This is a genomic window from Kocuria sp. KKT182 (genome assembly GCF_055635395.1).
In genome coordinates this window covers 2,654,955-2,668,045 of sequence record NZ_CM145757.1, presented here as the reverse complement: position 1 = coordinate 2,668,045, position 13,091 = coordinate 2,654,955, and the positions used below count along the sequence as shown (strand labels likewise).

The 13,091-nt window shown below is 74.7% G+C and carries 10 protein-coding genes; 5 read left to right on the top strand and 5 right to left on the bottom strand.

Translation table 11 applies throughout. From position 1 onward, the window contains the following. Window positions 1–37: 37 nt before the first annotated feature. On the bottom strand, window positions 38–2,596 hold the full coding sequence (locus ACZ2G1_RS12535) for an MMPL family transporter (protein WP_470376892.1): 2,559 nt from the start codon (window positions 2,594–2,596) through the stop codon (window positions 38–40). A gap of 62 nt (window positions 2,597–2,658) precedes the next feature. Next, complete coding sequence (locus ACZ2G1_RS12530; protein WP_470376891.1) at window positions 2,659–3,321, bottom strand: TetR/AcrR family transcriptional regulator; 663 nt, start codon at window positions 3,319–3,321, stop codon at window positions 2,659–2,661. Between the two features lie 255 nt (window positions 3,322–3,576). Between ACZ2G1_RS12530 and ACZ2G1_RS12525 the strand changes: the two genes are divergently transcribed. From ACZ2G1_RS12525 to ACZ2G1_RS12515, 3 genes are all read left to right on the top strand, one after another. After that, on the top strand, window positions 3,577–3,990 hold the full coding sequence (locus ACZ2G1_RS12525; RefSeq protein ID WP_336650123.1) for a hypothetical protein: 414 nt from the start codon (window positions 3,577–3,579) through the stop codon (window positions 3,988–3,990). Between the two features lie 113 nt (window positions 3,991–4,103). Next, the gene (locus tag ACZ2G1_RS12520) at window positions 4,104–4,847 is read left to right on the top strand and encodes a hypothetical protein (RefSeq protein ID WP_336650122.1); all 744 of its coding nucleotides are present in this window, start codon (window positions 4,104–4,106) and stop codon (window positions 4,845–4,847) included. Window positions 4,848–4,918: 71 nt separating this feature from the next. Beyond that, window positions 4,919–6,094 carry a zinc-dependent alcohol dehydrogenase gene (locus ACZ2G1_RS12515; protein ID WP_272026379.1) on the top strand — a complete coding sequence of 392 codons (1,176 nt, stop codon included), beginning with the start codon at window positions 4,919–4,921 and terminating at the stop codon, window positions 6,092–6,094. A 90-nt stretch (window positions 6,095–6,184) separates the two neighbouring features. Here the strand turns inward: ACZ2G1_RS12515 and ACZ2G1_RS12510 are convergent, their stop codons facing one another. Continuing rightward, a complete protein-coding gene (locus tag ACZ2G1_RS12510; protein WP_272026380.1) occupies window positions 6,185–7,468 on the bottom strand; it encodes a saccharopine dehydrogenase NADP-binding domain-containing protein in 1,284 nt (427 codons plus the stop codon). A gap of 205 nt (window positions 7,469–7,673) precedes the next feature. On the opposite strand from ACZ2G1_RS12510, the gene ACZ2G1_RS12505 reads away from it, so the two are divergent. Then, window positions 7,674–8,597, top strand: coding sequence for a tryptophan-rich sensory protein (locus ACZ2G1_RS12505; protein WP_426120237.1), 924 nt, complete (start codon window positions 7,674–7,676; stop codon window positions 8,595–8,597). A 37-nt stretch (window positions 8,598–8,634) separates the two neighbouring features. On the opposite strand, the gene ACZ2G1_RS12500 is transcribed toward ACZ2G1_RS12505, so the two are convergent. Next, entirely contained in the window at window positions 8,635–9,528 is an 894-nt protein-coding gene (locus ACZ2G1_RS12500; protein ID WP_035924234.1) for a fructosamine kinase family protein, read from the bottom strand. 102 nt (window positions 9,529–9,630) lie between these two features. Continuing rightward, entirely contained in the window at window positions 9,631–11,586 is a 1,956-nt protein-coding gene (locus tag ACZ2G1_RS12495) for a glycoside hydrolase family 15 protein (RefSeq protein WP_017831780.1), read from the bottom strand. A gap of 93 nt (window positions 11,587–11,679) precedes the next feature. Between ACZ2G1_RS12495 and ACZ2G1_RS12490 the strand changes: the two genes are divergently transcribed. Then, window positions 11,680–13,035: a glucose-6-phosphate dehydrogenase gene (locus ACZ2G1_RS12490; protein ID WP_017831779.1), complete on the top strand. Its 1,356-nt coding sequence runs from the start codon at window positions 11,680–11,682 to the stop codon at window positions 13,033–13,035. Window positions 13,036–13,091: the final 56 nt, after the last annotated feature.

Here is a 13,091-nt window from a genome sequence, read left to right as displayed (position 1 = left end):
GGGCGCGCCGCTGCCGCCGGGCGGTCCCGGATCCGCGTCAGTCGCGCCGGCCGGCGCCGACCAGCTCGCGCTCGGCGTCCGGGCCCGGCGCCGCGTCGCCCCAGCCGCTCGGGCCGGCCGCGGCGGCCGGGTCCTCGGGGGCGGGGGTGCGGTCGCGGCGCAGGGAGTCGCCCTCCACGTCCACGTTCGGCAGGATCCGGTCGAGCCAGCGGGGCAGCCACCAGGCCCGGTCGCCGAGCAGGTGCATGACCGCGGGGATCAGCGTCATGCGCACCACGAAGGCGTCGACGAGCACGCCGAAGGCGAGGCCGAAGCCCAGGGGCCGGATCATCGCCATGTGGGAGAACATGAAGCCGGCGAACACCGAGATCATGATGATCGCCGCGGCGGTGACCACGGCCCGGCCGGCCTGGAGCCCCTCCTGCACGGCGGCCCGCGCCGAGCGGCCGTGCACGAACGCCTCCCGCATCCCGGAGACGAGGAACAGCTGGTAGTCCATGGCCAGGCCGAACAGCACGCCCACGAGGATGGTGGGCAGGAAGCTCAGGACCGGGCCCGGCGCGTGCACGCCGAGCAGACCGCCCAGCCAGCCCCACTGGTAGATCGCCACCACCGCGCCGAACGCGGCGAAGAGGGAGAGCATGAACCCGGCGGTCGCCACGACCGGCACGAGGATCGAGCGGAAGACGAGCACCAGCAGCACCAGGGACAGCCCGATCACCACGGTGAGGTACAGCGGCAGCGCGTCGGCCAGCAGCTGGGAGACGTCGATGTTGCCGCCGGTCTGGCCGGTGACGCCGATGCTCACCCCGAGCTCGTCCTCCAGGGCGGGGGACAGGGCGCGCAGGTCGTTGACGAGCCGCTCGGTGGACTCGGCGGCCGGGCCGTCCACGGGCACGACCTGGAACGCGGCGGTCCGGCGGTCCTCCGACAGCCCCGCCGGGACCACCGAGACGACGTCGTCCTCCGCCATGAGCTCCTCGCCCACGGCGAGCTGCAGATCGGCGGCCCCGGACTCGTCCGTGCCCTCCGGCAGGTCGGCGACCACGAGCAGCGGGCCGTTGGCGCCGGCGCCGAACTTCTCGTCGAGGACCTGGTAGGTGCGGTACTGGGTGGAGTCCTCGGGCTCGGAGGAGGCGTCCGGCAGGCCCAGGCGCATCGAGGCCGCGGGGAGTGCGACGACGACGAGCGCGAGCACGCCGGCCACCAGGGTCAGCACCGGGTGGCGGGTGGCCACCCCGGGGCGGGGCTCCCCGAGGTGGGCGGGCCTCCGGGCCGCGCGGGTCCGGGCGCGGGCGGAGAGCAGCCGCTCCCCCACCAGGGACAGCAGCGCCGGGGTGAGGGTCACGGCGATCACCACGGCCACGGCCACGCAGACCGCCGCCGCGGTGCCCATGACGCCCAGGAACGGGATGCCGGTGACGTTGAGCGCGGCCAGGGCGATGATGACCGTCAGACCGGCGAAGACCACCGCGTTGCCGGAGGTCCCGGTGGCCAGGCCGATGGACTCGTGCAGCTCCGTGCCGGCCAGCAGCTGCTGGCGGTGCCGGTTGAGGATGAACAGCGAGTAGTCGATGCCCACGGCCAGTCCGAGCATGACGCCCAGCATCGGGGTCACCGACATCATGTCCAGCACCCCGGAGAAGGACAGTACGCCGAGGGCGCCGACGGACACGCCGGTGAGCGCCATCAGGATGGGCAGGCCGGCGGCCACGAGGGTGCCGAGCATGACGAGCAGCACGATCCCGGCGATGACCACGCCGATCACCTCGGCGGGGCCGACGAGCTGGGAGATGTCCTGGGCGATCTCCAGGGAGTAGTCGACCTGCACGCCCTCGATCTCCGTGCCGTCCACGGCGGCCTGGAGTGACTCCTTCTCCTCGGCGGTGACCGCCTGCTGCTCGGCGGTGAAGGTCACCACGGCCATCGCGGTGGTCCCGTCCGCGGAGACCGTGCGGGTCTCCGCGGCCAGGGCCATCATCCGCTCGCCGCGGTCGAGCTCGGGCAGACCGTCCGCGAGCTGCTCCCGGTTGCGCTCGAGCTCCGCGCGGCCGTCGTCGAGGGCCTCCTGGCGGTCGTCGAGCTCGTCGAGGACCCGGCCGGGTGCATCGGCCCGCTCGGCCTGCTCCCGCGCGGCGTCGAGCCTCTCCTGGTTCTCGTCGAGCGTGTCCTCGGCGGCGTCGAGCTGCGCGCGGCCGTCGGCGGCCTGTTCGCGCCCGTCCGCGAGCTGCTGCTCCTGCGCCTCGCGCTCCTCCTGGGCGGCGAACGGGTCCAGGACGCCGTCGACGCCCGGGGACGCCTCCGCGGCGGCGAGCGCCGCACCGATCTGCTCGCGCTGGCCGGCGTCGAACGGGTCCCCGTCCTCGGTCTGGAACACGATCCGGCCAGTGCCGTGGCCGGCGTCGGGCAGCTCGCTCTGCAGGCGGTCGGCCAGCCGCTGGGTCTCGGTGCCGGGAACGGTGATCGCGTTGGTCAGCTGCCCGCCGAAGGCGGCGAAGGCGCCGCCGGCGAGGAGCAGGACCACCGCCCAGGCCGCCACCACGGCCCAGGCGCGGCGGGCGGCGAAGCGCCCGAGTCGGTACAGCAGATGTGCCATGTCTCTTCTCTGTCGGTCGTGTTCAGTGGATCGTGCTCTGGGGTCGTGCTCTGCCGGTCGGGTCAGTCCGCGAAGCCGTGGCGCAGGCGGTCCACGGCGGTGCGCAGCAGCCGGCGCCAGGTCTCGCGGCTGTCCGGGGTGTCCACCGCGCCGGTCTCCTCGGCCCACCGCTCGAAGGACACCGCCAGGGCGTGGAGCAGCAGGCTCGCGAGCAGGTCCACGGTGAAGGAGGGCGCGCCGGGGACCCGGTCGGTGATCTCGGAGGCCAGCCGGGCGGTGAGGGTCTGGAACACCTCGTGCGCCCACATCGCGGTGATGGGGCTGTCCTCGCTCGCGCCCATCAGGTGGGCGATGTGGCACATGGCGGGGACGAGCTCGGTCCGCTCGATGACGTCCGCCAGCTGCTCGAGGACGGCGCCGGGGCTGGGGTTCGCGGGCGGCGGGGTGGCCTCCACGACGCGCGCGAAGTTGTCGACGAACACGCCGAGCAGCTCGGTGAAGCGCGCGTAGACGGCGTCGTCCGCGGAGGCGAAGTGGTTGAAGATGGTGCGCCGCGAGACCCCGGCCCGATCGGCGAGGTCGTTGACGGTGAAGCGCCCCAGGCCGCGCTCCGCGGCCAGGGCCGCGGCGGCGTCGATGATGGCGCGGCGGTTGTGGTACTTCACGGCCTCCCGCCGGTCCTCCGGGGGGCGGTGCCGGGCGGGCTCTGCGGGCAGGTTCGTCACGAGTGCTGACACTACGTGCAACCATGCACTCCGTGCAACATTGCACCAAGTGCAACGTGCCGCACCGGGTGCCACCGCCCGGCTTCCCGGGACCGGGAGGGGATCCTCAGGTCACGGCCGGGTCACGATCCGCGGCGAGAACCCTGCGGGAGGGCCCCCGGGGGTGGCCGCGGGGCGACCCTCCCGCGTACGGTCGTCCCCGGCCTGCGAGAACGGCACCGAGCACAGCACGAAGACGACGACGAGGAGACCACCATGCACCGCTTCCCCCGGACCGCAGCCTCCGCGGCGGCCGCGCTCCTCCTGGCCGGCACCGCCGCCGGCTGCGCCGAAGAGACCGAGCTGACCCGCGCCGACCAGTCGGGCGTGCCCACCGAGGAGCTCGTGGGCGAGGCCATGACGCTCACCGGCGAGGTGCAGGAGGTCCTGGCCCACCAGGTGATCGCCATCGGCGCGGAGGACACTCTCGTGCTCGCCGACCAGCTGCCGGAGGGGCTGTCCGTGGGCGACGAGATCGAGGCCACCGGCACGGTCGAGGAGCGGGACGTCTTCACGGTCGACGACTACGAGGCGCTGCAGGCGGTCGCCGACGAGGAGACGGCGCAGCTCTACGTCGGCCGCGGCGAGGAGCTCATCCTCGTCGACGCGACCGTGACGCGAACCGGCTGACCCTCCGCACCCTCCTGCTCGGACGGGCGAGGGCCCGCGCCCCGGGCAGGGTCCGCCGCGCCCGTGCCCTACCGTGGGCCCAGGAGCAGACCGGCGCGACCGAGAGGACAGCAGTGGCGAGGAACGGCGGCGCCCGGCACGAGCACCGGCGGCCGGTCGACGAGGCCGAGCAGCTCGGCCTCGCGGAGGGGCTCGCGCGCCGGCTCGACCGGCCGATGGGCGTGCTGGGCGTCCTGTTCCTGTTCGTGGTGCTCGGGCAGCTGCTCGCCGAGGACCCGGGGCTCGTGGCCCTCCTCAACGTGGTCGGCTGGCTCTTCTGGGCCGTGTTCGTCGGCGAGTTCCTGCTCCGGGCCTACGTCGCCGGGTTCTCCGTGCGGTTCTGGAAGCGCAACTGGTGGCAGGTGCTGTTCCTGCTCCTGCCCTTCCTGCGCTTCGTCCGCGCGCTGCAGGCCGCCCGGCTGCTCCGGCTCACCCGGCTGACGCGGGCGGGGAGCGTGCTCTCGGCCGGGGTGCGCGGCTCCCGCTCCGCGGGGAGGCTGCTGTCCAGCAGGATCGGGTGGCTCGCGGCGGTCACCGGCGTCGTCGTGCTGGTCTCGAGCCAGCTGCTGTACGTCCTCGGCCACTACGCGGGATACGGACCGGCGCTGTCCGACGCGGCGATGTCCACCGTCACGGGCCGGGAGCTCGGGGCGCAGGGCGGCTTCCCCCGCGTGCTGGAGGTGGTGCTGGCGCTGTACTCGGTGGCCGTCTTCGCGACCCTGGCCGGTTCGGTGGGGGCGTACTTCCTCCGGGGCGAGACCGCTGCCGGGACCGCGGCGGACACCCCGCACTATGCGGGTCCGGACACCACCGAGTAGGCTGGGGCGGACCGAACAGATCAGCATGCTGTCCTTCCGCACCGGAGGGGCGGTTCTGAGAAGGAGGACCGATGAAGGCTCTGACATGGCAGGGAAAGCGCTCGGTGAGCGTCGAGGAGGTCCCGGATCCGCGGATCCAGGAGCCCACGGACGCGATCGTGCGGATCACCTCGAGCGGGATCTGCGGGTCCGACCTGCACCTGTACGAGGTGCTGGGCCCGTTCATGGACAAGGGCGACATCATCGGCCACGAGCCGATGGGCATCGTCGAGGAGGTCGGGCCGGCCGTCACCCACATCAAGGCCGGGGACCGCGTGGTCATCCCGTTCAACGTCTCCTGCGGGCACTGCTTCATGTGCAACCAGGGGCTGCAGTCGCAGTGCGAGACCACCCAGGTCCGGGAGTACAACAGCGGCGCGGCGTTCCTCGGCTACTCGCGGCTCTACGGCTCCGTGCCGGGCGGTCAGGCCGAGTACCTGCGGGTGCCGCACGCCGACTACGGGCCCATCAAGGTCCCCGACACCGGTGAGGACGAGCGCTACCTCTACCTGTCCGACGTGGTGCCCACCGCGTGGCAGGCCGTGAAGTACGCCGCTCCCCCGGAGGGCGGCTCCCTGGCCGTGCTCGGGCTGGGCCCGATCGGCCAGATGTCCGCCCGGATCGGCCGGCACCTGGGCTACCGGGTGCTCGCGGTGGACCCGGTCGCCGAGCGCCGGGCCATGGCCGAGCGCCACGGCATCGAGACGCTGGACTCCGCGGGCGACGTGGCGGAGCGGCTGAAGGACCTCACGGACGGCCGCGGCCCGGACTCCGTGGTGGACGCGGTCGGGATGGAGGCGCACGGCTCCCACGTGGCCGGAGTGGCCCACGCGGCGGTGGGACTGCTGCCGTCCCCGCTGGGCCGCAAGGCGATGGAGACCGTCGGGGTGGACAAGCTCGACGCGCTGTACACCGCCATCGACGCCGTCCGGCGCGGCGGCACGATCTCGATCAGCGGCGTGTACGGCGGCATGAAGGACCCCATGCCGATGCTCACGCTGTTCGACAAGCAGGTCCAGATGCGCATGGGCCAGTGCAACGTGAAGTTCTGGATCGACGAGCTCCTGCCGCTCGTGGACGACCCCTCGGACCCGCTGGGCGTCCTCGACCTGGCGACCCACCAGGTGCCGCTGTCGCAGGCGCCGGAGATGTACGAGAAGTTCCAGAAGAAGGAGGACGGCTGCATCAAGGTGGTGCTCAAGCCGTAGTCCCGCCCGCGGCGGTCGTGCCACCGGCCCCCGTCCCTCGCGAGGGACGGGGGCCGGTGCATGCCGTCCGCGGTGTCCGGTTCGCGGTGCTCAGCCGACCGTGATGCGCACCCGGGCCGGCAGCAGGGCGTCGAGGTCGCCGTCCAGGGCCAGGGCGGGCGTGCTCGAGCCGAGGGCGGCGGCGGGGACGCCGCGCACCGCCATGCGCAGGGCGAGCTCCGTGGTCAGCCACGGGGTGGTGCCGTAGCCGGGGTTGCCCTGCGCCTCCAGCACCGCGGGGAAGCTGCTGCCCTCGTGGGTGGTGAACACGCCGCGGGTGGTCCAGGACCAGCCGGTGAGCACGTCGCCGGCCGGGCCCGTCCCGACCTGGGGCAGGACCCCCGCCAGGACGTCGGCGAGCCGCGCGCGCACCGGGTGCGGCAGGCCGGCGGCGAGGCCGGCGAGCGCCTGGAAGACGGCCACCGCCGCGGCCGCGGCGCAGCGCCCGGCCCCGCGGAGCCCGCCCGCGCGGCCGACGTCCATGGCCTCGCGGAAGGCCAGGGGGTGCGCGGCGGCCCCCGGGACGGGGCTGAGGGCCTGGGTGCGGTGCACCACCGGGGGATTGATCGCCGCGAGCGGGCTCATGGCCGCGAGCACCCGGCCGCGGGCGGTCCGGGCGCGCAGCCGGAGCGGGCTGGAGGCGCGGACGGCGTCGGGGTCCGCGGCGGTCCCGCTGCCCGGCGCGGGGTCCGGGAGTCGGGCGGCGACGTCCCCGGTGCGGGCGGGGTCCGGGTCCCGCAGCACCTCGACGAGGCTCTGCACGGTCCCGCCCGAGACCGAGTCCGAGAACCCGGTCCCCGGCGGCGTGCGCACGGAGGTGACGAGGTCCGCGGAGCGCAGCGTCTCGCCCCGCGCGGCGGCGTGCCGGCGGGCGGCGTCGACGAGGACGTCGGCGGGCAGGGCCTCGAAGCCCGCGGTGTGCACGATCGCGATCCCGGCGGCCCGTGCGGCCTCGTGCAGGTCCCGGTCGGTGCGGTGGGCGAGCTGCGACTCGCCCGTCAGGTCCAGGTAGTGGGTGCCCTCCGCCACGCACGCGGCGAGCACCGGGGGCGCCAGCCGCGTGTAGGGCCCGGCGAGGTTCACCAGCACGTCGACCCGCCGGACGAACGCGCGCAGCGAGCCGGGCTCGGCGACGTCGGCGTGCAGGACCTCGGGGACGGGGAGGCCCCGGTCGGCGCACAGCGCTCGCACGCGCTCGGGGTCCCGGGCGCCGACGACGACGTCCACCCCCGCCTCGGGCGCCCGCGCCAGGAGATGGGCCAGCGCCACGCGCCCGGTGATGCCGGTGGCGCCGAGAAGGCCCACGACGGGCCGGGACGTCTGCTCGGGTTCCATCCGGCCACTCTAGGGGAACGGCCCGGGCGCCGGCCGGGAGCGGATGCCCCGGGCCCCGTCCCGCCCCTGGTGGCGGTCAGGTCCAGGGCCTACCGTGGCGGTCGAGGACCCGTGCACTCCGACCCGTGCACTCCGACCCCTGCATGCCACCCCGGGAGTCCCGACCCGCGACTCCCGAACCGCGCCACTCGAGAAAGGCCCCGCCGTGACCGCCTCCCCTGTCAGCACCGGCCGCACCGACCTCCGGCCGACCCGCGCGGACCGCGTCCGCCAGGTCCTGGTCACCGTCAGCGAGATCGCGTGCCTGCTGGGCACGCTCGTCGGCATCGGCGTCTTCGGCACCCGGGTCGAGGAGTCGTCCGGCGGCAGCCTCTCCGCGGACGCCACCCTGCTCGCCCCCGCCGGCACGGCGTTCTCGATCTGGTCGGTCATCTACCTGGGGCTGTTCGCCTACACCGTCTGGCAGTGGCTGCCCTCGCGGACGACGGACCCCCGGGCCCGCGCCACCGGCCGGCTCGCGGCGGCGTCCATGCTCCTCAACGCCGGCTGGCTGCTGGTCACCCAGCAGGGCTGGATCTGGGCCAGCGTCGGGGTCATCGTCGCCCTGGTCCTCGTCCTGGGCCTGCTGGTGGTGCGCCTGACCGAGGTCCCCGGCCGGCGCGGCCCGCTCGACCTGATCGTGGTCGACGGCACCTTCGGGCTGTACCTGGGCTGGGTGTCCGTCGCGACGGCGGCCAACGTGGCGGCCGCCCTCGTGTCCTCGGGCGTGTCGCAGGAGGGCCGGGGCGCCGAGTGGATCGGCGTCGTCGTCGTGCTCGTGCTCGCGGCGGTGGTCGCCGCCATCCAGCGGCGGGTCGGCGGGCGCTGGGCCGTGGCCGCCGCCTCCGTGTGGGGGCTGTCCTGGATCGCGGTCGGCCGGGCCACGGACGAGCCGCGGTCCGTGCTCCTGGCCTGGGGCGCGGCCGCGGCGGCGGTCCTGGTGGTGCTGGCCACGGCGTACCTCCGCCGCCGTGCCGGTGCCGGCACCGGCGCACAGGATGCCGACCAGCACGAGGCAGAGCGGCGCCGGGCCGAGCGGCGCCGGACCGGTCGGGCCGTGGACGACCGGGCGGTGGGCGAGCAGCGCTGAGGACCCTGCTCCCGCCGCCGCTTCCCGGCGCGGCCGGTCAGCCGCGCAGCTGCCGGAGCGCCCGCACGGCCGCGTCCCCGTAGCCGCCGCCGAACCGGACGGCGTGCACCAGCAGCGGCGGCAGCTGGTACCACGGCACCCGCTCCTGCCAGCCGGGCGCGAGCGGGTGCTCGGCGTCGTAGGCGGCCAGGCACTCCTCGCCGAAGCCGCCGAACAGCAGCATCATCGCGATGTCGACCTCGCGGTGGCCCCAGTGCGCCGACGGGTCGATCAGCCAGTTCCGGCCCCGGACGTCCACGAGCCGGTTCCCGGCCCACAGGTCGCCGTGCACCAGGGTGGGGGGCTCCGGCGGCCCCGCGAGCTCCTCGGCCCGCGGGGCGAGCTCCTCGAGCAGGTCCGCGGCGTGCGGGGCGATCCGGCCGGCCCCGAGCGCGTCCCGCAGGAGCGGGCGGATCCGCCGGTCGAGCAGGAACGCCGCCCAGTCCTGGGTCGGGGACAGGTCCACCGCGAAGGACCCGATCCGCCCGGGCAGCTCCGGGTCGAGCCCGCCGAAGGCCTTCCCCCGCACCCGGTGCAGCGCCGCGAGCCCGCGCCCGCACTCCACCTCGGTCCCGGACGGGCGCCGGCCCGGGGCCTCGTCGATCCACTCGAGGACGATGCCGTCGTCCGTCCACCGCACGACCTCCGGCACCCCGAGGAACTCCGGCACGTGCTCCCGCAGGGCGTGCAGTCCCGCGACCTCCGCCGCCATCATCCCGGCGGGCGGGTCCGCCATGGTCTTCGCGAACAGGGGCCCCCGCGCCGTCTCCAGGCGGAAGGCCGCCGCGGTGTCGCCGCCGCCCAGCGGGGTGGCCCGTTCCACCCCGAGGCCGTCGAGGAGCTCGTCGGTGAGGTCGTGCGGCAGATCGGCCGCCCGGTCGAAGGTGCTCATGCTGTCCGTCCTGGTCGATGCGTCCTGCTCCGTGCCCGTGCTCCGCGGGGAGACCCTGCCGGCGTCATGCCGGCGTCCGGCCGGTGCCTCGCCGCGTCCCGCCTACGTCTGGAGCCGATCCGTGAGGTCCACGCCGGCCCGTGCCCGCACCACGGCGTCGACGGCGCGGATGAACCCGAGGTGGCTGAACGCCTGGGGGAAGTTCCCGGCGAGCCGCCCGCTGACGGGGTCGAACTCCTCGGCGTAGAGGCCGAGGTCGTTGGCGTAGCCCGCGAGCTGCTCCAGGAGCTCACCGGCGTCCTCCACCCGGCCGCTGCGCGCGTACTGCTCCACGAGCCAGAACGTGCAGATGAGGAAGGGGTACTCGTCGCCCTCCAGACCGTCCAGGCCGGAGGCGGTCCGGTAGCGGTGCACCAGCCCGTGCGCCCCCCGCAGGTCCCGCTCGATCCGGGCCACGGTGCCGAGCATCCGCGGGTCGTCGTAGGCCACGAAGCCCGTGTGCGGCAGCTGCAGCAGCGAGGCGTCCACCTCGGTGTTGTCGTAGGTCTGCGTGAACGTGTTCAGCTCCGTGTCGAAGCCGTGCTCCAGGATCTCGGCGCACAGCCGGTCCCGCAGCTCACGCCACCGCTCCACCGGCCCGGAGAACCCGTGCTCCTCGACGGCGCGCACGCCCTGGTCGAAGGCCGCCCACATCATGGCGCGCCCGTGCACGAAGAACGCGGCGGACCCGCGCATCTCCCAGATCCCGTGGCCGGCCCGGTCGAAGTTGCGCTCGCAGAAGCGCAGCAGGTTCTTCTGCAGCCCCCAGGACCACCGGTCCTCCTCCACGCCGGCGTCCCGGAGGGCGGCGAGCGCGAGCATGACCTCCCCGACGACGTCCGACTGGAACTGGCCCACGGCGCCGTTGCCGATCCGCACCGGAGCCGAGCCCTCGTACCCGCCGAGGTGGCCCAGCTCGCTCTCGGGCAGCCGGCGCTCCCCCGCCAGGCCGTACATGATCTGGACCTGGTCGGGATCCCCGGCCACGGCCCGCAGCAGCCAGTTGCGCCAGAGCAGCGCGCCGTCGGTGAAGTCGTGGGCGACGAGCACCTCGATGGTCAGTGCCGCGTCCCGGAGCCACGTGTAGCGGTAGTCCCAGTTGCGGCTGCCCCCGAACTCCTCGGGCAGGGAGGTGGTGGGGGCCGCGACGATCCCGCCGGTCCCGCGGTGGGTGAGGGCCCGCAGCACGAGCAGCGAGCGCAGGACGGCCTGCTCGTGGCGCTTGTGGGTTCCCACGTGGGAGGACCACTCGGTCCAGAAGGACACCGCGCGGTCGAGGGCGTCGGCGGGGTCCACGGGGGTGGGCAGTCCGTGGTGGGACTCGTGCCAGGTCAGCACCCAGTCGAGGGACTCCCCGGCCGAGAGCCCGAAGCGCCCGCCGAGCCGGTCGGCCACGGCGCCCTCGTCCTCGTCGAGGTCCCCGGGCTGCTCCGGGGCGGCGGCTGGGGCCGCGTCCGGGGCGGCGTCCTCGAGCGGCTCGACGCGGGGGAAGTCCTCGGGGTGCAGCATCGGCCCGGTCAGGAGCAGGGCGTCGGGGCCGGCGATGGAGAGCTGCCCGCAGGTGCCGTTGCCGTCGATGTCGACCCGCCGCGTCCAGGGCACGGCGCGCCCGTAGTCGAAGCGGATCCTCAGGTCGTGCTCCACCTCGACCGTCCCCGAGACGCACTCGACCCGCCGCACGAGGTCGGCGTGGTCGGGGTGGTCGTCGCCGGCGGCCGCCGGGGGCAGGAAGTCGGTCACCACGACGGTCCCGGTGGGGGTGCGCCACGTCGTCTCCAGCACGAAGGTGCGGGGCAGGTAGCGGCGCGACGTGACCACGCCGTCGACGGCGGAGAGCTTCCAGCGTCCGTCCTCGGGCGTGCCCAGCAGGGCCGCGAAGACCGACGGGGAGTCGAAGCGGGGGAAGCACAGCCAGTCGACGCTGCCGTCCCGGGACACGAGCGGCCCCGTGTGCAGGTCGGACAGGAGCGCGTAGTCCTCCAGAGGGGTGGACCGGGGCCGGTTCGCGTCGTCGTTCATCCGCCCATTCAACCAGCCGCGGCCGGGCGTCCGGTCGGCGCAGGCCAGGGGCACGCGAGGCGTCCGCCTGGGACCCCGGGGTACCGTGCTGGCATGACAAGCATCAGGACCCTGATCATCTTCGGCGCCACCGGCGACCTCACGTCCCGCCTGCTCCTGCCGGGCCTGGGCACGCTCCTGAGCTCGGCCCCGGAGCTGCGCATCGACGTGGTCGGCTCCTCGCGGGAACCCGCGGAGGACTGGGCACAGGTCGTGGCCGAGGCCTTCGACTCCGTCGGCGCGAGCGGGCCCGCCGCCGCGCACACCCGGGAGACCGCCCGCTACGTGGCGGGCGACGTCACCGACGCCGGGGACCTCGAACGGCTGCTCGACGACGTCGAGGGCCCCGTCTGCCTGTACTTCGCCCTGCCTCCCGCGGTGACCGCGCAGGCGTGCGAGGTCATGGCCGGGCTGGACCTGCCGGAGGACCTGGTGCTGGCCCTCGAGAAGCCGATCGGCTCCGACACGCGGACCGCGCGGGAGCTGAACCGGCTCGTGGGCCGGCTCGTCCCCGAGGAGCGGACCTTCCGGGTGGACCACTTCCTGGGCATGCCGGCGGTGCTCAACTTCGTGGGGCTGCGCTTCGCCAACCGGCTGCTGGAGCCGCTCATGAGCCGGGAGCACGTGGAGTCCGTGGAGATCGTCTTCGACGAGACCCTGGGCCTGGAGGGCCGCGCGGGCTTCTACGAGGCCACGGGGGCGCTGCGGGACATGATCCAGTCCCACCTGCTGCAGGTCATGGCCCTCGTCATGATGGAACCGCCCTCCTCCTTCGACCAGGTGGAGATCCCCACGCTGACCAGCCACGTGCTGCGGGCCACGAAGCTCTGGCAGGGCGACGCGGCGGGCGCCGCGACCCGGGGCCGCTACACCGCCGGCAGCGTGGACGGCCGTGAGCTGCCCGACTATGCGGCCGAGGACGGAGTGGACCCGGAGCGCGGGACGGAGACGTTCGCGCAGGTGGTCCTCGAGGTCGACACGTGGCGCTGGAACGGCGTGCCCGTCACCCTGCGCTCGGGCAAGGCGATCGGCAACCCCCGCCAGGAGATCGCCATCACGTTCCGCCGCCCGCCGCACGACTACGAGCAGCTGCCCCGCTCGGGGGACGTCGCGCCGGACGTCCTGCGCATGGGCCTCGAGGAGGAGCAGCTGACCCTGGAGCTGAACGTGGGCGGGCCCTTCGACTCCCGGGGCATGACCCGGGTGACGCTCTCGTCCGGGATGGCCAGGCCGGGCCTGACCGCCTACGGCAGCGTGCTGCGGGGCGTCCTCGAGGGCGACCACACCTTCGGCGTCCGCGGGGACGCGGCGGAGCAGGGGTGGCGCATCGTCGACGAGGTGCTGGCCGCCTTCGAGGACGGCCGGGTCCCGCTGCTCGAGTACCCGGCCGGCAGCTCCGGGCCCGTCTGAGCGGCGGCACCGGCCGGACCGCGGCCGGGCGCCGGGCGTCCGCGGGAACGCCCCGG

Bases quoted from the DNA above. Each gene is read 5' to 3' on its own strand.
- ACZ2G1_RS12515 (WP_272026379.1), top strand. From the start codon at position 4,919: ATGAAGGCTCTGACATGGCAGGGAAAGCGCTCGGTGAGCGTCGAGGAG.
- ACZ2G1_RS12500 (WP_035924234.1), bottom strand. From the start codon at position 9,528: ATGAGCACCTTCGACCGGGCGGCCGATCTGCCGCACGACCTCACCGAC.
- ACZ2G1_RS12495 (WP_017831780.1), bottom strand. From the start codon at position 11,586: ATGAACGACGACGCGAACCGGCCCCGGTCCACCCCTCTGGAGGACTAC.
- ACZ2G1_RS12490 (WP_017831779.1), top strand. From the start codon at position 11,680: ATGACAAGCATCAGGACCCTGATCATCTTCGGCGCCACCGGCGACCTC.
- ACZ2G1_RS12535 (WP_470376892.1), bottom strand. From the start codon at position 2,596: ATGGCACATCTGCTGTACCGACTCGGGCGCTTCGCCGCCCGCCGCGCC.
- ACZ2G1_RS12525 (WP_336650123.1), top strand. From the start codon at position 3,577: ATGCACCGCTTCCCCCGGACCGCAGCCTCCGCGGCGGCCGCGCTCCTC.
- ACZ2G1_RS12510 (WP_272026380.1), bottom strand. From the start codon at position 7,468: ATGGAACCCGAGCAGACGTCCCGGCCCGTCGTGGGCCTTCTCGGCGCC.